The sequence below is a fragment of the Comamonas sp. HJ-2 genome, assembly GCF_053615495.1.
In genome coordinates, this window is the sequence record NZ_JBSIFD010000044.1 from 1 (window position 1) to 20,795 (window position 20,795).

Below are 20,795 nucleotides of genomic sequence, written 5' to 3' on the forward strand. Positions count from 1 at the left end.
AATAGCTCAGTTGGTAGAGCGATACCTTGCCAAGGTATAGGTCGACGGTTCGAACCCGTTTTCCCGCTCCAGGTTTTTGTGATAGCGGCGCGATAGCAAAGCGGTTATGCCCCGGATTGCAAATCCGGTTAGACCAGTTCGACTCTGGTTCGCGCCTCCAAACTTGTGGCACAAGCCCTGCAGATGAAAGTCTGCAGGGCTTTTTGCTTTGGGCGCTTGATGCCGAAAGGCTCTATGTGCCAGCCTGCCTTGCAGGCTGGGCGCCGAATCTGCGTCACCCGATCGTGCATCTCGGTATGAAAAAGCCCAGGGCATGCCTGGGCAACTAGGAGAAGGCTGGAGCGTCGCCTGCTTTCAGACGGATTCGGCTACTTTGACAGACTGGCGCAATGTTCTGGCAGCCTCCACCATGTGCTGCAGTGCAGGAATCACTTCTGCCCACTGGCGTGTCTTGAGGCCGCAGTCAGGGTTGACCCAAAGGCGTTCCGTGGGAATGCGTTTTGCGGCTTTTTGCATGAGCTCCACGATGCCTGCCTTGGTGGGAATATTGGGAGAGTGGATGTCATAGACGCCCGGACCGATCTCATTGGGGTAATCGAAGTGCTCGAAGGCCTCCAGCAACTCCATGTCCGAGCGCGAAGTCTCTATGGTGATCACATCGGCGTCCATGGCTGCAATCGAAGCAATGATGTCGTTGAACTCCGAATAGCACATATGGGTGTGAATCTGGGTTTCATCGGCAACGCCATTGGCGCTGATGCGGAAGGACTCCACGGCCCAGTGCAGATATTCCTTCCATTGTGATTTGCGCAATGGCAAGCCCTCGCGCAATGCCGCCTCGTCGATCTGGATCACGCGCACGCCGGCTCTTTCCAGATCCAGCACTTCCGCGCGAATCGCCAGAGCCAGCTGATAGCAGGATGTGGCGCGCGGCTGGTCATCGCGCACGAATGACCAGTTCAGGATGGTGACCGGGCCTGTCAGCATTCCTTTCATGGGTTTGCGGGTCAAGGACTGGGCGTACTGGATCCATTCCGTCGTCATTGCCTTGGGGCGGCTGATGTCGCCGAACAGAATGGGCGGCTTGACGCAGCGTGAGCCATAGGACTGCACCCAGCCGAACTGGCTGAATGCATAGCCGTCGAGTTGCTCGCCAAAATATTCGACCATGTCGTTGCGCTCGGCCTCGCCATGCACCAGAACGTCCAGCCCCAGAGCCTCCTGCTCTCGCACGCAGCGTTCAATCTCGGCGCGCATGGCGCCTTGGTAGCGGGCGAAATCCAGGCGGCCGGCCTTGAATTCGCTGCGTGTCTGGCGTATTTCTGCCGTCTGGGGAAAAGAGCCAATGGTGGTGGTCGGGAAGGCTGGCAGCTTGAGCAGCCGGGCTTGCTTGGGAGCGCGCGCTTCGTAGCTGCTCTGGCGTTGGCCCAACTGGGAGCTGATCTGCTTGACCGCAGCTTGCACGGCAGGGTTGTGGACGCGATGCGATGTGCGGCGCGCGGCCAGAGCTGAAGCGTTGTCGGCCAGTTCGGCTGTGACAGCATCACGGCCATCGCGCAAAGCCTTGCCCAGCACGCGTAGCTCATCCAGTTTTTGCAGAGCATAGGCCAGCCAGGATTTGATGTCGGCATCCAGCTTTTGTTCGCTGTTCAGATCCACGGGTACATGCAGCAAGGAGCAGGATGGTGCAATCCAGAGACGGTCGCCTAGGCGCTCTGCCAGCGGCTCCACCCAGTCCAGCACGGCATTCAGATCGGTTTTCCAGATATTGCGACCGTTGATCACGCCCAGCGACAGCACCTTGTGCGCGGGCAGCAGCCCCAGCAGCTGTTGCACATCGTCCTGGCCGTTGATGGCATCGATGTGCAGGCCGGCTACGGGCAGGTTTGCTGCCAGATATTTGTTTTCAGCCAACTGGCCGAAATAGGTCGCCAGCAGCAGCTTGACCCTGCAGCTCTTGAGGTGGTGGTAAGCAGTGTTGAACGCATGTTGCCAGTCGGCATCGAGTTCGGTGACCAGGATGGGCTCATCCATCTGCACCCATTCCACACCCTGGGTCGCCAGCGCGTCCAGTAGTTGGGCATAGACGGGCAGCAGCCGCTGCAGCAGCTCCAGCTTGCTGGTGCCGTCCTTGGCCTTGCCCAGCGCCAGATAGGTGACGGGGCCTATGAGGACTGGTTTGGCCTGTATGCCTTGTGTCCTGGCTTCGGTCAGTTGTTCCAGCAGGCGCGATGCATCAAGCTTGAATTCGGTGGCCGAGCTGAACTCGGGCACGATGTAGTGGTAGTTGGTGTCAAACCACTTGGTCATCTCGGCCGCGGCGATGCCAGCGCAGCAGTGGGTGTGGCCGGTACTAGGGGATTCGGTCGCGACCGCCGAACGACCACGGGCCACGCGAAAGTAGTTGTCCAGCGCATCGCCTTCGAAGTCTTGCACCCGTTCGGGCAGATTGCCCAGCGTAAAGCTCATGTCCAGTACCTGGTCGTAGAACGCGAAGTCACCCACGGGCACCCAGTCCAGCTCTTGCTGCGCGGTCCAGTGGCGTTGGCGCAGCTCGGCGCCCAGCGCCTTGAGCGCATCGCGCGAGGATTCACCTCTCCAGTAGGACTCCAGCGCAAACTTCAGTTCGCGCTTTGCGCCGATGCGAGGAAAGCCCAGGTTGTGAATAGTCGTCATGCAGAAATCCAGTCTTGTGATCTTCGGCCCATGGCCAGAGTGGCTCGGGTCAGCGGACTGGATGTTCCTGGAATCGATACATGAAGTAAAATGGTTGTTTATCATGTATCCATGAATTTTGTTCACAGATGATTGAGCGTATCCATCTCGCCATCGTGCAAGAGGTTGAAAAACAAGGTTCTTTGACTGCGGCAGCTGATGTGCTGTGCGTCACCCAGTCCGCCCTGAGCCACAGCATGAGAAAGCTGGAAGCCCAACTCGGCACCGATGTCTGGTTGCGTGAAGGGCGCAGCCTGCGCCTGACGCAGGCGGGTCAATACCTGCTGGCAGTGGCCAATCGCGTGCTGCCTCAGCTGGATCTGGCCGAGTCGCGTTTGCAGCAATTTGCTCTGGGAGAGCGCGGCAGCTTGCGCATCGGCATGGAATGCCATCCCTGCTACCAGTGGCTGCTGAAAATCGTCTCACCCTATCTGGCCGCCTGGCCCGACGTGGATGTGGACGTGAAGCAGAAGTTCCAGTTTGGCGGCATCGGTGCGCTGTTCGGCTATGAGATCGACATGCTGGTCACGCCCGATCCGTTGTTCAAGCCGGGTCTGCACTTCGAGCCCGTTTTTGACTATGAGCAGGTGCTGGTCGTGGCTGCGGATCACGCCTTGGCCCGGGTCGACCATGTCAAGCCCGGCGATCTGTCTCGCGAGGTGCTGATTACCTATCCCGTTGCCGTGGATCGGCTCGACATCTATACCCGGTTTTTGCTACCCAAAGGCATTGCCCCCAGGCGCCATAAAACCATAGAGACCACCGACATCATGATGCAGATGGTCGCCAGCGGGCGGGGCGTCGCGGCTCTGCCCCGCTGGCTGGCTCTGGAATATGCCGAAAAGATGGCTGTCGTACCCGTGAAGCTAGGCAGCAAGGGCATAGCCAAGCAAATCTACCTCGGCGCGCGCGAGGCAGAGTTGCATACCGACTATCTGCAGGCCTTTATTGCGCTGGCACGAGCCCCTGGTCTGGCTCTGCCGGCTGCCGCATCCGCGCAGGACGACTCTTGAGAAGAGCGGCAGCCGACGGCTGAATAAGCAATAGCGGCTGACTCACATGTTGATGGCCGTCATGCCAGGTGCGGATGCACGGTCGGCTTGCCGTCCGGCTTGCACGCCCCACAGCCACATGGCACCGCCCGCCAGCAGCGTCAGCACAAACGATTGCTGTGCGCCCCAGTGGTCGATCAGCCAGCCGGCAGCGGCAGCGCCCAGGGCCACACCGCTGGCGAGGCCAGTCAGCAGCCAGGTCATGCCCTCGGTCAGTCGGTTTGCTTGTACCTGCTGCTCCACCAGACTCATGGCCACGGTAATCGTCGGGCCAAAGGTAATGCCTGCCAGCAGAACGGCCAGCGTCAGTGCCGTCAGATTGCTGGCCAGCAACAGGGGCAGGGCGGAGATGGCGACCGATGCCCCGACCCAGACGATCTGGCGGCTGAGCGGCATCTGCAGGCGCAGCGTGCCAAACAGCAAGCCCATGGCGCAGGAGCCCAGCGCATAGAAGGACAGCACCACACTGGCCATGCCGGGCTGGCCCTGAGCTGTGGCGAAGGCCACGCTGGCCACATCGATCACGCCCACGATGACGCCTTGTGCCAGCATGAACAGCGCCAGCGTGCGCACCACGGGCTGGCGCAACATCGACGAAGCCCTGTCTGTTTTCGAGCTGGTATGGGGGCTGACAGGTGGTTCGGTACGGCGTTGCACCACAAACAGGCCTACGCCTATGATGAGGAACAGCGCTGCTGCCAGCGGACCGGCCTCGGGGAACAGCAGCATGCTCAGGCCCACCGACAGCGGTGGGCCGACGATAAAGGCCAGGTCGTCGAGCACGCCTTCCAGTGCAAACGCGGTCTGCAGCTGAGGCGTTCCACTGTAGATCGCCGTCCAGCGGGCGCGGACCATGGCCGGCATGCTGGGCAGGCTGCCGACGGCAGCGGCCAGTACCAGCAGCAGCCAGTCCGGCCCCTGCCAGTGGGCGCAGGCCAGAAGGGCCAGCATCGACAGCGCACTGCTGGCGGCCGCAAACGGCAGCACCCTGAACTGGCCGTAACGGTCAACCAGCGCCGAGATGCGCGGTGCCAGAACGGCAATCGACAGCGCGAAACAGGCCGACACCATGCCTGCCAGCGTGTAGGCGCCGCGCTGCTGCGACAGCATGGTGATCAAGCCAATCCCTGTCATCGACAGCGGCAGTCGCGCCAGCAGCCCGGCCAGCACAAAGCCCGTGCTGCCCGGCGCCGTAAACAGCTTGCGGTAAGCATTCAACATGGAAACCCTTGAATAGATTCATTTGCATACATCGTGTATGCGAGTGACATTCTAGGAGCTTGGGATGTAGCGCGTATGATTGGCATACGCTTTGTATGTGAATATTGCCGGGAGTTCGCAGTGACCCAAGTTCGCCAGAGTCGTGCCAGCATGATCGAAGCCACGCGGGCCAAGCTGATCAGTGCTGCGCGCAGCGCTTTCGCCCAGCATGGCTACGCCCAGGCCGCCATGGACGAGCTGACCGCGCAGGCCGGTTTGACGCGCGGCGCGCTCTATCACCACTTTGGTGGCAAGCCCGGCCTGCTGGCTGCCGTGGTGGCCCAGATGGATGAAGAAATGGACCAGCGACTGGAGCTTGTGCTGCGAGGCCATGACGATCCATGGGAGGGCTTTCTGGCCTATTGCCGCGCTTATCTGGCCATGGCGCAGGAGGCTGAAATTCGTCGCATCGTGCTGCAGGATGCACGCTCTGTGCTCACTGGCACCGACCAAGGTCAGCAGCACCAGCAATGCATTGCTTTTATCGCCGGTTTTTTGCAGCAGCTCATCGACGAGGGCGTCATCGTGAATGCCAGTGCAGCGGCGCTGGCAAGGTTGCTCAACGGCTGCCTGATCGAAGCGGCTTTCTGGATTGCCGAGGAGGGCGCTCCACCCGAGCGCCTGAACGAGTCCTTGCAGGCGCTGGATTTGATGCTGCAAGGCTGGAAGGCGGCCTGAGCCATTGTCAGAGCCGTGCCTGCTGTGCTTTGCCTGCAGCAGCCAGAATAAGGATCGTTTTGACTGCCAGGGTGTTCTCGAGCTGAGGACATCAGCGATTTTGTGCAAGCGAACAATCCGGAATTTGCAAAGAGTCCGGGCTCGGAGGCTTTACCGGGACCGGCGACCGGCCGCATTCGAGTTGTCTGAGGTCTTCAGCGCGCTTCCGCGATCATGCTGATGCAGCAAGTCAGGCCGGCAGGTAAGGCGAGATATTGGCGATGGCCCGGGCCATATAGGCATCTTTTTCACCCACAGGGGCCACGTAATGCAATGCACTCCTGGCGGCCTCGATTCCCTCGACACGGGCAATAAGCCAGGCGGCGAGGTATTGCGCAGCCAGGCAACCTCCAGCGGTAGCCACATTGCCGTTTGCGAAGAATGGCTGCTCCAGTACGCGAATGCCAGCCTCTTCAACCCAGGGCCTGGTGGTCAGGTCGGTACACGCCATCACGCCATCCAGCAAGCCGAGCTTGGCCAGTATCAGCGTGCCGGAGCACTGTGCAGCAATCAGTTGCCGTGAAGGGTCCAGCCTGAGTCTCGACATGAGGTCGGCATTGCGCGCGACCTCACGCGTTTGCATTCCACTGCCCACGATGACCGCATCTGCAGCACTCGCATCCTCCAGAGTGGCCTGGGCTGCGATGACCACTCCGTTCATTGACTTGACGCGTGCGCTCGGGCAGGCAATCGACACTCGCCAACCGGGTCGCTTGATGCGGTTGAGTATGCCTAGAGAAATGAGTGAGTCGAGCTCGTTAAAGCCTTCGAAAGTCAGGATTGCGATATGCATTGGGATGTTCCGGATGTGAACTTGTATCAATGCTCATGCTAGAGATGAGGTCCAATACGTTCAAATAATTGTCATGGATACAGGTTCTATATGCCGATTGCCCGATACAAGCAGCTGGTGGACCAGCTAGCCTCGGAAATTCGCGAAGGCCGGCTGGCACCGGGCACACGCCTGCCCACCCACCGGCAACTGGCATCCCGGGAAGGACTGGCCCTGGTCACGGCGACTCGTGTCTATGCCGAACTGCAGGCCATGGGCCTGGTCAGCGGCGAGACGGGGCGAGGAACTTTTGTGCGCGAAACAGCGCTGCCACGTGGCCTCGGTATCGACCAGCATGCCGCTGCGATAGGCATGCTGGACCTGAACTTCAACGCTCCTGCCCTTCCTGGTCAAGCCGAGTTGTTGCGCTTTGCATTGCGTCAGCTTGCCGCCAGCGGAGATTTGGAGGCACTGCTGCGCTATCAGCCGCACGGAGGCCGGGCCCATGAGCGAGCGGCTATCGCCCTATACCTTGAAAACCGTAGGCTGACGGTTCCTGCCGAACAGGTGCTTATCGTGGATGGAGCGCAGCATGGACTCGCAAGCACGGCCATGGCATTGCTGCAACCTGGCGATGTAGTGGCTGTTGATGCTTTGAGCTACCCGGGCTTCAAGGTGCTGGCGCAACAGCTGAGGCTTGAATTGATTGCCATTCCGGCAGCTGGTTCGGGGCCGGACCTCGATGCGCTGGAGCTGCTGTGCCGACGCCGCAAGGTGCGCGCGGTCTATGCAATGCCGACTCTCCATAACCCGCTTGGATGGGTGATGAGCATCAACCGACGTCATGCATTTGCAGCGTTGATCCGTCGCCATGGTCTGTTGCTGATCGAAGATGCCGCGTATGCGTTTCTTGCTCAGGACGCACCACCACCCATGGCCGCACTGCTGCCTGAGTCCACGGTATATGTCTCAGGCTTTTCCAAGAGTGTCGCCACGGGTTTGCGGGTGGGCTTTGTGGCTGCACCGGCAGCCTGGATATCTCGGATAGAACGAGCTATACGCGCAACGACCTGGAACACCCCCGGAGTCATGACCGCCATGGTTGTGAATTGGCTGAGAGACGGGACGGTTGCCAGGCTGGAAGCTCAGAAGCGAGAGGACGCCCAGATGCGTCAGAAACAGGTGACGCAGGTCTTCAAGGGGCTGCCCTGTATGCGCCACCCCAGTTCGTATTTTGTCTGGCTCCCCATGCCTGACGACCTGAGGGCTGATCAGGTCGCGATGGCGCTGCAGACGGCAGGAATTTCCGTGTCAACGGCCGAACCCTTCGCCACTGGCGTGCAAGTGCCGCAAGCACTGCGGCTGGCCTTGGGTTCGGTGCCGCTCGAAAAACTTCGGCATGCCTTGATGCGGGTCAGGCTGGTGCTGGATGGGGCCACGCTGCGCTAGAGGATGACGCTCAGAACTCCCTGCGCATCCGGTTTCGAGGCCGTAGTCGAGGGAGTGAATGCTGTCGGCCATGGTCACACCGACCTGAAAACATGGCGTGCGGCGCCTGATGTATCAACGTTGCACGCGATTCAGGCGCTGGGTCCGGAGACCGGATTACTGGTACTTTTGCTCCAGCCCATCCCAGAAGTCCTTGTTCACCAGCCGCTGGCGTTCAAGGAAGGGGGCGACGATGGCGGGGTCTTCATCGACCTTGTGATCGTCGCGCAGCAGGGTCAGGCACTTTTGCATGCCGGCCACGGCCCCTTGCAGTGCGGCATTGGCGTAGAGCACAAAGCCATAGCCCAGCTCGCCCAGTTCATCGGCGTTGAAGATGGGGGTCTTGCCGCCGATGACCATATTCATGAGCTGGGGAGCTTGCAGACGCAGCGGCAGGGCGCGCACTTCTTCGGCCTGGGTGACGGCTTCGACAAACAGGATGTCGGCGCCGGCTTCCTGAAACTGCTGGGCACGCTCGATGGCGGCTTCGAAGCCGTGGACGGCGGCCGCGTCGGTTCGGGCCATGATGAGAGTGCCGCTGTCGCGGCGCGCATCGACGGCGGCCTTGATCTTGCCCAGCATTTCGCTGGTTTCGATCACGGCCTTGCCATTGAAGTGGCCGCAGCGCTTGGGGCTGACCTGGTCCTCGAGCTGAATGCAGTCGGCACCGGCGCGCTCCAGTGTGCGCACGGCGTGGTAGGTGTTGACGGCATTGCCGAAGCCGGTGTCGGCATCGACCAGCAGCGGCACTTCCACGGCGTCGCGGATGCGGGCCGTATGGTCGGCGATATCGCCGAGACCCATGAAACCCTGGTCGGGCATGCCGAACCACATATTGGTCACGCCGGCACCGGTCACGTAGATGGCTTCAAAGCCCAGATCGGCAATCAGCCGCGCCGACATGGCGTTGAATGCACCGGGCACGATGACGCCACGGCGGGCATCGGCCAGGGCTTTGAGTTGTTGTTTGGGGTTCATGAGATTTCTTGATAAAAAAGACTCTGATGCTTATCTGCCCTGCGCGGCTGGCTGTCAGCCTTGACGAGGCAGGGCGCTGCCTGGCAGCAGCCGCCTCGCGCCCAGGGCTGCGAAGCGGCTCAGGGGGAATCAGTCCAGCGAAATATTCGCGTTCTTGATCACGGGCCCCCACTTGGCGCGCTCGGCTTCAAGATATTTGCCATAGGCCTGGGGTGTGCCGCCCATGATCTGGCCGCCGCTGCTTTCGATCATCTGGCGCAGAGACTTGTCGGTCTTGAGCGCTTCGTTGACGGCCTGGTTGAGCTTGGCCACCACGGCGTCGGGCGTGCCGGCCGGCGCAATCATGCCCAGCCAGTTGTACGACTCGAAGCCCTTGACCCCGGCTTCGTCCAGCGTGGGCACCTCGGGCAGCACGGCCAGACGGGTCTTGCTCGAGACGGCCAGGGCATTGATCTTTTTGGCTTTGATGGAGGGCAGGGCCGAGTAGCCCATCTCGAACATCATGGCCAGATGGCCGCCCATGAGGTCGGTGGCCGCCAGCGAGCCTCCCTTGTAGGGCACATGGGTCAGCTGGGTCTGGGTCTGATAGGCCAGCAGTTCGCCCGACAGATGGTGGGCCCCACCCACGCCCGAGGAGCCATAGGTCAGATCGCCGGGCTTGGCCTTGGCATGGGCCAGCAGTTGCTGGACGCTCTTGAAGGGCTGGTTGGGAGCGGTTGTCAGAAACAGGGGCGCCTGCTCGATGAGTATGATGGGCTTGAACGCCGTCTTGACGTCATAAGGCATCTTCTTCATCAGCATGGGGTTGGTGACCAAGGGGCCGGGCGAGCCGAAGCCGAAGGTGTGGCCGTCGTTGGCCTTGGCGATGGCATCCGTGCCCGTCACGCCACCGGCACCGCCGCGGTTGTCGATGATCACGGGCTGGCCCAGCACCTTGCCCAGCGAGTCGGCAATCAGGCGTGCGCGGGTATCGGCATAGCCGCCTGCCGCATAGGGCACGATGAGCTTGACGGTACGGGTGGGCCAGGCTTCAGAGCCCTGGGCCAGAGCGGCAGAGGAGCCGCCCAGCAAGGCGGTGGTGGCGGCAGCCCAGGCAGTGGCGCGCAGTAAGACGTTTCTACGGGAAATCATGAATCAGGTCTCAGTATTCTTTTAAGGATCCAGCGTATATGGGGCATACGCTGGTTGCTATGTTTTTTTGTTCAGCTTACTTTTCCTGCATATGAGCTGCCTTGACGATCTCGCCCAGGCGCTTGCGCTCGGCATCGGAAAACTTCACGAATTCCGCACGTGTGCCGCCTACTGGCTCGATGCCCAGTCCCTTGAGCTTTTCGACGGTGGCGGGCTCCTTCATGGCCTTGTCCACGGCGGCTGCCAGCTTGTCCAGAATGGCGGGCGGCGTGCCCTTGGGGGCATGAATGCCGGCCCAATGCGCGATCTGCAGATCGGCAAAGCCTTGCTCCACGGCAGTGGAGAGTTGGGGGTAGGCCGAGATGCGCTGGGTCCAGGTCGTGGCCAGAGGTTTGAACTTGCCCTCGTGAATGATGTGCGGCAGCGCGATGATGCTGGCTTCGGACGTGCCTTCAACCTGGCCGCCGAGCACGGCCGTGGTGCTCTCCGAACCGCTCTTGTAGGGTACGGGCTGTAGCTTGGCACCGTATTTCACATTCAGCATCTCGGCCACGAAGTGCGGCGTGCTGCCCGTGCCGGCGGTGGCAAAGTTGAAGCCTGCGCCCTTCTTCGAGGCTTCGACGAAGTCGCGCAGATTGTTGTAGGGCGCGTTCTTGGGCACCACGATCACCGAAGGTGCGAGGCCAATCATCACCACGGGCTGCAGGGCATCGTCTTTGAAAGGCATGGCCTTCTTGATCATGCTGTTGGAGATGACGCCTGCCGCGCTGACCAGCAGCGTGTAGCCATCGGGCTGGGCCTTGGCCACGATATCGGCACCCACGGTGCCACCTGCGCCGGGGCGGTTGTCGATCACCACGGGCTGGCCGAGGATCTTGGAGGCGCCTTCGGCCGCCGATCTGGCCATCAAGTCATTGGCGCCGCCTGCGGAAAACGGTACCACGAGGCGAATTGGGCGCGTGGGCCAGTCGGCGGCCTGGGCCAGGCCAGCTGCGCCCAGCACGGAAAGAGTCAAGGCCTGGGCAACAAGATTGCGACGGTTCAAAAACATGGATATCTCCTGGATCCAAATCCCTATTGGTATGGGCTGATACCGCAAGCACTGTGCCAGATGAATCTAGGGAAAACCCCTTGAATATCAAGTGTTTGAAATCATTGGGATTTTTGTGATTCTGTGGACTGGCTGCCGGTAGCGGTGTATTGGTTGTATTTCAATAATGAAATAATTGTTTTCATGAATGAAACAGATTCGATGTCGAACGATGGTGCCAAACGGATGCCGGCAGCCGGCCAGCCGCATTTGCCCTACATCGTCACCGTAGGCCGCTACCGTGTGGGGCGGGTGCTGGAGCGGCTGGCACAGCCCTGGTCGGGTGAGGCCAGGTTCTCGCACATCTCGGCCTCCTTCGATGATGCGGTAGCCCAGGTGCAGGCGCTCAATCTGCGCCAACCCATCGATGCCCTGGTGGGGGCGGGAGCCAGTGGTGCCTGGATTCGAGAGCGCGTGGATGTTCCAATGGCCATGGTAGAAGTGCGTGGCCTGGATTTGCTGCAGGCGCTGCGCCAGGCCAAGTTGCAGACCACGGAAGAGGCTCCGCGCGTCGGCTTGGTCAACTTCGAGGTGCCGTCGCCCGTGGTGGCCCAGTTCGACAGCCTGTTCGGCCTGGGCCTGGTCCAGATCGCCTATCAAGGTCCGCATGACGCGCCGGCCTGCGTGCAAAAGCTCAAGGCGGAAGGCGTTGGTGCCGTGGTGGCGCCGGGCCTGGTGGCCGATCTGGCAGAGCAGGCGGGCATGGCCAGCGTGTTGCTGTATTCCGATATCTCGGTGCGTCAGGCACTCAGCGACGCCATGCTGCTGGCCCGTCATCGACGTGCCGAGCGCGACCGGCATCAACGGCTGGAAACCGTGTTGCATCAACTGCAGGATGGTGTGGCTGCCGTGGACGAGCGTGGCCGTATTTGCGCGCTGAACCCACGAATGGCCGCCTTGCTCGGGACCCCGGTCGATGCCTTGCACGGCCGCATGCTGGAAGAGGTGGCTCCGGCCCTGGGCACGGCTCGGGCGCTCGCTGGCGAGGAGGGCGGAGAAGAGGTGGTGCAACTGGCCCTGCGTACCCTGGTGGTGCGACGTGCGCCAATTGTGGAAAACGGGCTGGTGACCGGCGCTTTGCTGGTCTGCCGCGATCCAGCCGTCATTCAGCGGGCCGATCGCAGCCTGCGCGCCAATCAGCGGCAAAGAGCCGCCGGTGTACGCTGGCGCATTGAGGACTATCTGGGCAGCAGCCCCGCTGCCCAGCGCGTGCGACTGCTGGCCAGGCAGTACGCGAACAGCGATGCGACGGTGCTCATCCTGGGAGAAAGCGGGACCGGCAAGGAGCTGGTGGCGCAAGGCATTCACAGCGCGGGACGGCGTGCGGAGCAGCCATTTCTGGCCGTCAACTGTGCGGCGCTCAGTGAAAGCCTGCTGGAGAGCGAGCTTTTCGGTTACGAGGAAGGCGCTTTTACCGGGGCCAGGCGCGGCGGCAAGACCGGGCTGGTCGAGGCAGCGCATACCGGGACCCTGTTTCTCGATGAAATTGGCGACATGCCGCTGGCACTGCAATCGCGGCTGCTGCGCGTGCTGCAGGAGCGCGAGGTATTGCGCGTAGGTTCCACCACGCCGATTCCCGTGGATGTGCGCGTGATTGCCGCCACCCATGCGGATCTGGCGGATCAGGTGGAGCGTGGCCGGTTCCGGCGCGATCTCTACTACCGGCTGGCGGTGCTGCGCCTGAGCACACCTTCGCTACAAATGCGAGGTGGTGCCGATGTTGCTGAACTGGGCCGCGCCATGCTGGCTCAGCGCCTGAACGCTGCAAGCGAGTTGCCCCGCGCACTGCATGACAGAGTGGAGCAGCAGCTCGATGCACTGCTGGCCAGGGCTGCGGCGCATGACTGGCCCGGCAACGTCCGTGAACTGGACAACTGGGTGGAGCGCCTGCTGGCCTGCAGCGACTATCTGGACTCAGGCCGGGGTGGCCTTCTGGATATGGCGCGCTTGCTTGAAGTCTTCCCGGAGTGCGCCGACGGCCTGGCTCTGGCCGAGCCTGCCGCGGCTCGGCAGGCACAGCTCAGAGACGCGGGTCGCCTTGCCGAACAGAAGCGATTGCGCGAAGTGCTGGAGTCTGTCGGAGGTGATCAGCGCCAGGCCTGTGAAATTCTCGGCATCAGCCGGGCCACTTTGTGGCGGCGCATGAAGGCTTAGCAGCAACACTGCTTGAGCGCCTGCAGTGCACCATGCGTATGATTTCGGCCAATATCGTGAGTGCATAGCGTGAATTGCGGCATCCGGCGCAACAATCACCAGCAAGCGGAGATTGGGCTGTGCCTCGGGCTTTCTGGGTGTGAAAGACTGCAGGCTCCGCTGTCTGGTGGGTCGGGTCAAGACCGGCACCACAGCCAGCCTGATGTTTTATCGATTGAGATCGGGAGAGAGACGGGTTATGTCCGACGTGAGCGAGCTTGAGAACGAGAGTGCGGTCTATAGAACCTTGCTGGAGTCCACCAAGGCCATTCCCTGGAAGATCGACTGGGCGACCATGAAGTTCGCCTATATCGGCCCTCAGATCGAGAGCCTGCTTGGCTGGAGCCGTGAAAGCTGGGTCAGTGTCGAAGACTGGGCCATGCGCATGCACCCCGAAGACCGCGAATACGTGGTGAATTTCTGCGTGAGCCAGTCCCAGGCGGGCGTGGACCATGAGGCTGACTATCGCGCGCTGACCAAGGACAACGGCTATGTCTGGATTCGCGATGTGGTCCATGTGGTGCGCAATGCGCAAGGCGAGGCCGAAGCGCTGATCGGCTTCATGTTCGACATCAGCGAGCGCAAAAAGACCGAGGAAAGGCTGCTGAGTCTGCAAAAGGAGCTGGAGGTGCTTTCCTTCAAGGATGGTCTGACCAGCATTGCCAACCGGCGCTGCTTCGATACCAGTTTCGAGCAGGAGTGGGAGCGCACGCGCAGCGATGGCAAGCCCCTGTCCATGCTGCTGTTCGATGTCGACTTCTTCAAGCAGTACAACGATTTATACGGTCATATCCAGGGCGACAAATGTCTGGTGGATATTGCCCAGACCCTGAGCCTGGCGCTGGACGGACAGCGTGACCTGGTGGCGCGTTACGGTGGCGAGGAGTTTGTGGTGCTGCTGCCCGAAGCCGATGCCGAAACTGCGCAAAAAGTGGCCGAGCGCTGCCAGCGCCTGATCCAGAAGCAGTCCATCGTGCATGCACTGTCGCCCCATGGCAGGCGGGTCACCATGAGCATTGGTGCGGGGACGGTGCAGCCGGCAGAGCATGATCGACCTGCCAGCTTTATCGAAGCCGTGGACCGGCAGCTCTATGCGGCCAAGAACAAAGGCCGCCACCGGATTGAAAGCGTCATCTTGAGCGCTTGAACCCTGCCCAGGCCTGCGTGCGGCAGGCGCCCGGCAGGGCAATACCCGGTGTCAGGCCTGCAGCACCTCGCCCGGAACCCGTACCCAGCCTTCCATCAGAATGCGGGCGCTGCGGCTCATCAAGGCCTTGGTGACCTGCCATTGACCCTGGTCGCTCCTGGCTTCGGCCCCCACACGCAGGGTGCCGCTGGGATGGCCAAAGCGTACGGACTGGCGCTCGCCGCCGCCCGCTGCCAGATTGACCAGCGTGCCGGGAATGGCGGCAGCCGTGCCAATGGCGACGGCGGCCGTGCCCATCATGGCGTGGTGCAGTTTGCCCATGGACAGCGCCCGCACCACCAGATCAATATCCCTGGCGGCAATGGCTTTACCGCTTGAGGCGATATAGCTTTGCGCAGGAGCCACAAAGCCTATCTTGGGCGTGTGCTGGCGTATGGCAGCTTCACCCAGATCCTTGATCAGGCCCATCCTGAGTGCGCCATGGGCGCGGATGGCTTCGAACCTGGCCAGGGCGGGGCTATCGCTGTTGATGGCATCCTGCAGTTCGCAGCCGGTATAGCCCAGCTCTCTGGCATCGAGAAAGATGGTCGGAATGCCGGCATTGATGAGGGTCGCGCAAAAGCGGCCGACGCCGGGCACATCCAGCTCGTCGCAGACATTGCCGGTGGGAAACATGGCAGCTCCGTCCTCACCTTCATCGGCGGGATCCAGGAACTCCAGGGCCACTTCGGCAGCGGCAAAGGTCACGCCGTCAAGTTCGAAGTCTCCGGTTTCCTGCACCTGACCATCGCGGATCTGCACATGGTTGATGATGGTCTTGCCGATATTGGCCTGCCAGATGCGAATGACGGCCACGCCGTTTTGCGGAATGCGCTCGGCCGGAATCAGACCCATGTGAATGGCGCAGGGGCCGACGGCAGCGCTCAGGTTGCCGCAGTTGCCGCTCCAGTCCACAAAAGGCTGATCGATGGAGACCTGGCCGAACAGATAGTCCACATCGTGATCGGCGCTTGCGCTCCGGCTGAGGATCACGCCTTTGCTGGTGGAGGATGAGGCATTGCCCATGCCGTCAATCTGTTTGCCATAAGGGTCGGGGCTACCCAGAGTGCGCAAAAAGATGGCGTCGCGAACAGGGCCGGGCTGCCGGGCCGCCTCGGGCAGATCCTGAAGCTTGAAGAACACACCTTTGCTGGTGCCTCCGCGCATATAGGTGGCGGGAATGCGGATTTGCGAAGTGAGGGACATGGAATGGCAAACAAACAAGGTATTCAAGGCTCAAGCCAGGGCTTGAGCCTTGAATCAGTGAAACAGGCGTAGCTGTTGAGGACGAGGCGGAGAGCCGGAAGCCAATGGCCAGCGATGCAGTAGCTGGTAGCGTAACTGCTTGCCTGTGCCGGTTCGCTCGACCAGCTGGATCTCATCGATCAGCCAGTCGACGGGATCGATACGCCGAGTGGGCAGGGCATGTAGAGCTTTGTAGCTGATGGTGATATGCGGTCTATGGCCGTCATCCTTGAAACCGTGGGATTTCAACTCGGTCTGTAGCGTTGTCAGCAGCCGGTTGAAAGGCTCCGGACGTCCGCGGGTTAGCAAAGACCAGTGAATGCGCTCGCCCTCCTCACCGCGAATGCGGTTGAAGCTGAGCTCGAAGGCCTTCAACTGCGCCGCTTGAACGGCATTGCCTGCGGCCAGCAAGGCGAGCAGTGCCTCTTGCCCGGAGTCAAACGGGCCACACCAGGTTTGGTGCCAGTTGTCTGGAGAGAACAGGCGCTCGCCCAGTTCTTTATCAAGGCCCAAAGCGCTGATCCGGGCACGCAGGCGATGACGTACCGGGCTTTTGGGCTGGGTGACAATCAGTATGCGTGCCTGGCTCATAGCTGCTCCTTAGCTCACAAGTTCAGCCGTCGATGTGGAATCGGCTGCGGCGCTGTCCGCGAGGAAGTCCTGGGCAAAGCGCTGCAGCACGCCACCGGCCTCGTAAATCGAGACCTCTTCCGCGGTATCGAGGCGGCACAGTACCGGCACTTCGGTGCGGACACCTGTCGTTCGGTGGATATGAAGTGTAAGCGTGGCCTGGGGGCTGCGCCGGCCGATGACATCAAAGCTCTCGGTGCCATTCAACTCCAGTGTGTGGCGGCTCGTGCCGGGCAGGAACTCCAGCGGCAACACCCCCATGCCGATCAGATTGGTGCGGTGGATGCGCTCGAAGCCCTCGGCCACGATGACCTCCACACCGGCCAGACGCACGCCCTTGGCGGCCCAGTCACGGCTCGATCCCTGGCCGTAGTCGGCGCCGGCGATGATGATCAGCGGCTGCTTGCGCTGCATATAGGTCTCTATGGCTTCCCACATGCGCATGGTCAGTCCCTCGGGCTCGACGCGGGCAAGAGAGCCCTGGCGCACCTTGCCCTGGTCGTCCACCACCATTTCGTTGAGGAGCTTGGGATTGGCAAGGGTGGCGCGCTGCGCGGTCAGGTGGTCGCCGCGATGCGTGGCATAGGAGTTGAAGTCCTCCTCGGGCAGACCCATTTTGTGCAGATACTCGCCTGCGGCCGAGTCCATCAGGATGGCATTGGAGGGCGAGAGGTGGTCGGTGGTGATGTTGTCGGGCAGGATGGCCAGAGGGCGCATGCCGCGCAGCGTGCGCTCTGTGGCCAGCGCCCCCTCCCAGTAGGGCGGACGGCGGATATAGGTGCTCTGCGGGCGCCAGTCATACAGTGCCTCGACCTTCCCGCCCTGGTCTGAGCGGATGGCAAACATGGGCTCGTAGACCGCGCGGAACTGCTCGGGCTGGACGGCAGCCTTGGCCACGGCGTCGATTTCCTCATCGCCGGGCCAGATGTCCTTGAGACGGATTTCGCGGCCCTGGAAGACGCCTAGCACATCGTTCTCGATATCGAAGCGCATGGTGCCTGCAATCGCATAGGCCACGACCAGCGGTGGCGAGGCCAGAAAGGCTTGCCTGGCATGGGGGTGGATGCGACCATCGAAGTTGCGATTGCCCGAAAGCACGGCTGTGGTGTGGAGGTCGCGATCCACGATTTCCTGCTGAATGGCCGGATCGAGTGCGCCACTCATGCCGTTGCAGGTGGTGCAGGCAAAGGCCACCACGCCAAAGCCCAGCGCTTCTAAGTCATGTAGCAGGCCGGCTTGCTGCAGATACAGCGGCACGGTTCTGGAGCCGGGGGCCAGCGAGGTCTTGACCCAGGGCTTGCGCGCCAGGCCCAGATTGCGCGCATTGCGCGCCAGCAGGCCGGCCGCGATCACATTGCGTGGGTTGCTGGTATTGGTGCAACTGGTAATGGCTGCAATGATGACCGCTCCATCTGGCATCTGCCCTTCGGCCTGCGTCCATTCACCGGCAATGCCTCTTGCTGCAAGCTCGCTGGTTGCCAGGCGAGCATGCGGATTGGAAGGGCCGGCTATATTGCGCACCACGCTGGACAGGTCAAAGCTCAGCGTACGTTCGTATTCGGCATTCTCCAGGCTGTCTGCCCACAGACCTGCCTGTTTGGCGTAGTTCTCGACCAGTTGCACCTGTGCAGGCTCGCGCCCCGTCAGACGCAGATAGTCGATCGTCTGCTCGTCGATCGCGAACATGGCCGCCGTGGCTCCATATTCGGGAGCCATATTGGAGATGGTGGCGCGGTCGCCAATCGTCAGACTCCGTGCGCCCTCCCCGAAAAATTCAAGATATGCCCCCACCACTTTTTGTCGACGCAGGAATTGCGTCAAGGCCAGCACGATATCGGTGGCAGTGATGCCCGGCTGGCGCGTGCCGGCCAGTTGTACGCCAACGATCTCGGGCAGGCGCATCCACGAGGCACGGCCCAGCATCACGTTTTCTGCCTCCAGACCGCCCACGCCCACGGCGATCACTCCCAGTGCATCGACATGTGGCGTGTGGCTGTCGGTACCTACCAGAGTATCTGGGAATGCTTCACCATCGATAGCATGGATCACAGGGCTCATGCGCTCCAGATTGATCTGGTGCATGATTCCGTTGCCTGGCGGAATCACCTCCACATTCTTGAAGGCTCGCTTGCACCAGTCGATGAAGTGAAAGCGGTCCTCATTGCGCCGGTCTTCGATGGCGCGGTTTTTCTCGAAGGCCTCGCGGTCATGGCCACCGCACTCAACGGCCAGCGAATGATCGACGATCAGCTGCACGGGCACCACGGGATTGACAGCGGCCGGATCGCCACCTTGCTCGGCAATCGCATCACGCAGGCCGGCCAGGTCGACCAGCGCTGTCTGGCCCAGGATGTCATGGCAGACCACGCGGGCCGGGAACCAGGGAAAATCGCGTTCGCGCTTGCGTTCAACGATTTGCGTGAGGTATTCGGTCAGGTGGGCCGGATCGCTGCGCCGCACCAGGTTCTCGGCATGGACGCGGCTGGTATAGGGCAGTGTGGTCCAGCTGCCGGGGCGGATGGCTTCCACAGCGGACCGGGCGTCGAAGTAATGCAGCGCAGTGCCGGGTAAGGGTTTACGGTAGGGGTGGTGAGTCATTGTCTCGGGGATTCTTTTAGGAGTCTCAATAGGCCAGAGCCGAGCGTGAGGCTTCTGCGTTGCCGGCACTGTGACTGTGCGGGGATTGTGAAAGGGCTGCAGGCATCTGCGCTTGGCTTGTCGGCTGCATGGCGGGCTGTGTACCCAGTGCGAGTTGGAGCCGGGCCTGCGACACGCGCAGCAACTGCTCGCAAAGCTGCGTGCTGGCAGTCTGCATCTGGCGTTGCCGCGCCAGATGGCCAGCCAGCAGGCTGCTCAGCAAGCAAGCCTCGGCCACCTGGGCTGCACTCAGGCAGGTCACGCTCATGCCGCGCCGGGGCTGAGCCGTCAGCAATCCTTCATGGCATAGCAGCTTCATGGCCTCGCGCACAGGAGTGCGGCTCACGCCAAACTCCTGCGCCAGTGCTCCGTCGTTGATGTCCGATCCGGGCGGTAACTGATGGCTCAGAATGCGCTCGCGTAGCTTGTCGGCGATGGCAATGCACAGGGAATGGGCTTGCATGGGCTGGGCAGACATTGCTGGAGCTTACTGGCGTGCCTCGATAGGCACGAAATGAAGGTCGTCCGGGCCTGTGTAGTTGGCGCTGGGACGGATGATCTTGTTGTCCTGGCGCTGCTCGATGATGTGCGCCGCCCAACCGCTGGTGCGGGCAATCACGAACAGCGGCGTGAACATGGCGGTGGGCACGCCCATCATGTGATAGCTGACGGCGCTGAACCAGTCGAGATTGGGGAACATGTTCTTGACCTCCCACATCACCGATTCCAGGCGCGCGGCAATGTCGTACATCTTGCTGCTGCCGGCCTCGTCCGAGAGCTTTTTGGCCACGCCTTTGATGACCACATTGCGAGGGTCGCTCACGGTATAGACGGGGTGGCCGAAGCCGATCACGACTTCCCTGGCATCCACGCGGCGGCGGATATCGACCTCGGCCTCTGCCGGGTTGTCGTAGCGCTTCTGGATCTCGAACGCCACCTCATTGGCTCCGCCATGCTTGGGGCCGCGCAGAGCGCCTATCGCAGCGGTAATCGCCGAGTACATATCGCTGCCCGTGCCTGCCACCACGCGGGCCGTGAAGGTCGATGCATTGAACTCGTGCTCGGCATACAGATTGAGCGAGGTATGCATGGCGCGCACCCAGCTCTCGCACGGCCTTGTGCCATGCAGCAGATGCAGAAAGTGGCCACCGATGGAGTCGTCCCCGGTTTCGACCTCGATGCGGCGGCCCGAGTTGCTGAAGTGGTACCAGTAAAGCAGCATGCTGCCCAGGCAGGCCATCAGGCGGTCGGCGATATCGCGGGCGCCAGGAAGATTGTGGTCGTCTTTCTCCGGCAGCGCGCAGCCCAGGGCGGAGACACCGGTGCGCATCACGTCCATGGGATGGCTGGCGGCGGGCAGCTGTTCCAGCGCAGTCTTCACGCTGCCGGGCAGGCCGCGCAAAGCCTTGAGCTTGGCTTTGTAGGCCCTGAGTTCGGCGTGGGTGGGCAGCTTGCCGTGTACCAGCAGGTGGGCAATCTCCTCAAACTCGCAGACCTCGGCAATGTCCAGAATGTCGTAGCCGCGGTAGTGCAGGTCGTTGCCGTTCCTGCCCACGGTGCACAGTGCCGTGTTGCCTGCTGTCACGCCGGAGAGGGCGACGGACTTTTTTGGCCTGAAGCTTGCGGCGGCGTGGTTAATGGCGGTTGAAGATATTGGGGATGTTGGGGCTGTCACAGTGCTCATGGGTGTCTCCTTTGGAT

At 61.7% G+C, this 20,795-nt stretch carries 16 protein-coding genes and 1 tRNA gene; 6 read left to right on the forward strand and 11 right to left on the reverse strand.

Annotated elements, in window-relative coordinates; all coding sequences use genetic code 11:
• Positions 1-86: 86 nt before the first annotated feature.
• A tRNA-Cys gene (locus ACWGXF_RS23280) sits at positions 87-160 on the forward strand.
• Positions 161-354: 194 nt separating this feature from the next.
• On the opposite strand, the gene metE is transcribed toward ACWGXF_RS23280, so the two are convergent.
• Positions 355-2,676, reverse strand: a complete 2,322-nt coding sequence (gene metE / locus ACWGXF_RS23285; RefSeq protein ID WP_452102544.1) for a 5-methyltetrahydropteroyltriglutamate--homocysteine S-methyltransferase — start codon at positions 2,674-2,676, stop codon at positions 355-357.
• A gap of 128 nt (positions 2,677-2,804) precedes the next feature.
• Between metE and ACWGXF_RS23290 the strand changes: the two genes are divergently transcribed.
• Entirely contained in the window at positions 2,805-3,728 is a 924-nt protein-coding gene (locus ACWGXF_RS23290; protein WP_004341389.1) for a LysR family transcriptional regulator, read from the forward strand.
• 42 nt (positions 3,729-3,770) lie between these two features.
• On the opposite strand, the gene ACWGXF_RS23295 is transcribed toward ACWGXF_RS23290, so the two are convergent.
• Positions 3,771-4,988, reverse strand: coding sequence for an MFS transporter (locus tag ACWGXF_RS23295; protein ID WP_452102545.1), 1,218 nt, complete (start codon positions 4,986-4,988; stop codon positions 3,771-3,773).
• Between the two features lie 150 nt (positions 4,989-5,138).
• Between ACWGXF_RS23295 and ACWGXF_RS23300 the strand changes: the two genes are divergently transcribed.
• Positions 5,139-5,705 (forward strand): TetR/AcrR family transcriptional regulator, encoded by a 567-nt coding sequence (locus ACWGXF_RS23300; protein WP_004341384.1) that lies wholly within the window; start codon positions 5,139-5,141, stop codon positions 5,703-5,705.
• A 229-nt stretch (positions 5,706-5,934) separates the two neighbouring features.
• Here the strand turns inward: ACWGXF_RS23300 and ACWGXF_RS23305 are convergent, their stop codons facing one another.
• Entirely contained in the window at positions 5,935-6,537 is a 603-nt protein-coding gene (locus tag ACWGXF_RS23305; protein WP_256629971.1) for a DJ-1/PfpI family protein, read from the reverse strand.
• 90 nt (positions 6,538-6,627) lie between these two features.
• Between ACWGXF_RS23305 and ACWGXF_RS23310 the strand changes: the two genes are divergently transcribed.
• The gene (locus ACWGXF_RS23310; RefSeq protein WP_256629972.1) at positions 6,628-7,965 is read left to right on the forward strand and encodes an aminotransferase-like domain-containing protein; all 1,338 of its coding nucleotides are present in this window, start codon (positions 6,628-6,630) and stop codon (positions 7,963-7,965) included.
• A 156-nt stretch (positions 7,966-8,121) separates the two neighbouring features.
• Here the strand turns inward: ACWGXF_RS23310 and ACWGXF_RS23315 are convergent, their stop codons facing one another.
• The 3 genes from ACWGXF_RS23315 to ACWGXF_RS23325 all read right to left on the reverse strand — a co-directional run bounded on the left by ACWGXF_RS23315 (position 8,122) and on the right by ACWGXF_RS23325 (position 11,164).
• Positions 8,122-8,982, reverse strand: coding sequence for an isocitrate lyase/PEP mutase family protein (locus ACWGXF_RS23315; protein ID WP_256629973.1), 861 nt, complete (start codon positions 8,980-8,982; stop codon positions 8,122-8,124).
• A gap of 129 nt (positions 8,983-9,111) precedes the next feature.
• Positions 9,112-10,113, reverse strand: a complete 1,002-nt coding sequence (locus tag ACWGXF_RS23320; RefSeq protein ID WP_452102546.1) for a Bug family tripartite tricarboxylate transporter substrate binding protein — start codon at positions 10,111-10,113, stop codon at positions 9,112-9,114.
• A 76-nt stretch (positions 10,114-10,189) separates the two neighbouring features.
• Positions 10,190-11,164 carry a Bug family tripartite tricarboxylate transporter substrate binding protein gene (locus ACWGXF_RS23325; RefSeq protein ID WP_256629975.1) on the reverse strand — a complete coding sequence of 325 codons (975 nt, stop codon included), beginning with the start codon at positions 11,162-11,164 and terminating at the stop codon, positions 10,190-10,192.
• Between the two features lie 183 nt (positions 11,165-11,347).
• On the opposite strand from ACWGXF_RS23325, the gene prpR reads away from it, so the two are divergent.
• Both prpR and ACWGXF_RS23335 read left to right on the forward strand, forming a co-directional pair.
• Entirely contained in the window at positions 11,348-13,357 is a 2,010-nt protein-coding gene (gene prpR / locus ACWGXF_RS23330) for a propionate catabolism operon regulatory protein PrpR (protein ID WP_452102547.1), read from the forward strand.
• Positions 13,358-13,595: 238 nt separating this feature from the next.
• Positions 13,596-14,543 (forward strand): sensor domain-containing diguanylate cyclase, encoded by a 948-nt coding sequence (locus ACWGXF_RS23335; RefSeq protein ID WP_004341372.1) that lies wholly within the window; start codon positions 13,596-13,598, stop codon positions 14,541-14,543.
• A 51-nt stretch (positions 14,544-14,594) separates the two neighbouring features.
• Here the strand turns inward: ACWGXF_RS23335 and prpF are convergent, their stop codons facing one another.
• From prpF to prpC, 5 genes are read right to left on the reverse strand one after another with little or no spacing between them, the layout of a single operon-like run.
• On the reverse strand, positions 14,595-15,788 hold the full coding sequence (gene prpF, locus ACWGXF_RS23340) for a 2-methylaconitate cis-trans isomerase PrpF (protein ID WP_054074837.1): 1,194 nt from the start codon (positions 15,786-15,788) through the stop codon (positions 14,595-14,597).
• Between the two features lie 54 nt (positions 15,789-15,842).
• A complete protein-coding gene (locus ACWGXF_RS23345; RefSeq protein ID WP_256629977.1) occupies positions 15,843-16,418 on the reverse strand; it encodes a 2'-5' RNA ligase family protein in 576 nt (191 codons plus the stop codon).
• 9 nt (positions 16,419-16,427) lie between these two features.
• Positions 16,428-19,055 carry a Fe/S-dependent 2-methylisocitrate dehydratase AcnD gene (acnD, locus tag ACWGXF_RS23350; protein ID WP_256629978.1) on the reverse strand — a complete coding sequence of 876 codons (2,628 nt, stop codon included), beginning with the start codon at positions 19,053-19,055 and terminating at the stop codon, positions 16,428-16,430.
• 25 nt (positions 19,056-19,080) lie between these two features.
• Entirely contained in the window at positions 19,081-19,557 is a 477-nt protein-coding gene (locus ACWGXF_RS23355) for a GntR family transcriptional regulator (RefSeq protein ID WP_229228215.1), read from the reverse strand.
• 24 nt (positions 19,558-19,581) lie between these two features.
• Positions 19,582-20,778 carry a bifunctional 2-methylcitrate synthase/citrate synthase gene (gene prpC / locus ACWGXF_RS23360; RefSeq protein ID WP_452102548.1) on the reverse strand — a complete coding sequence of 399 codons (1,197 nt, stop codon included), beginning with the start codon at positions 20,776-20,778 and terminating at the stop codon, positions 19,582-19,584.
• Between the last annotated feature and the right edge of the window lie 17 nt (positions 20,779-20,795).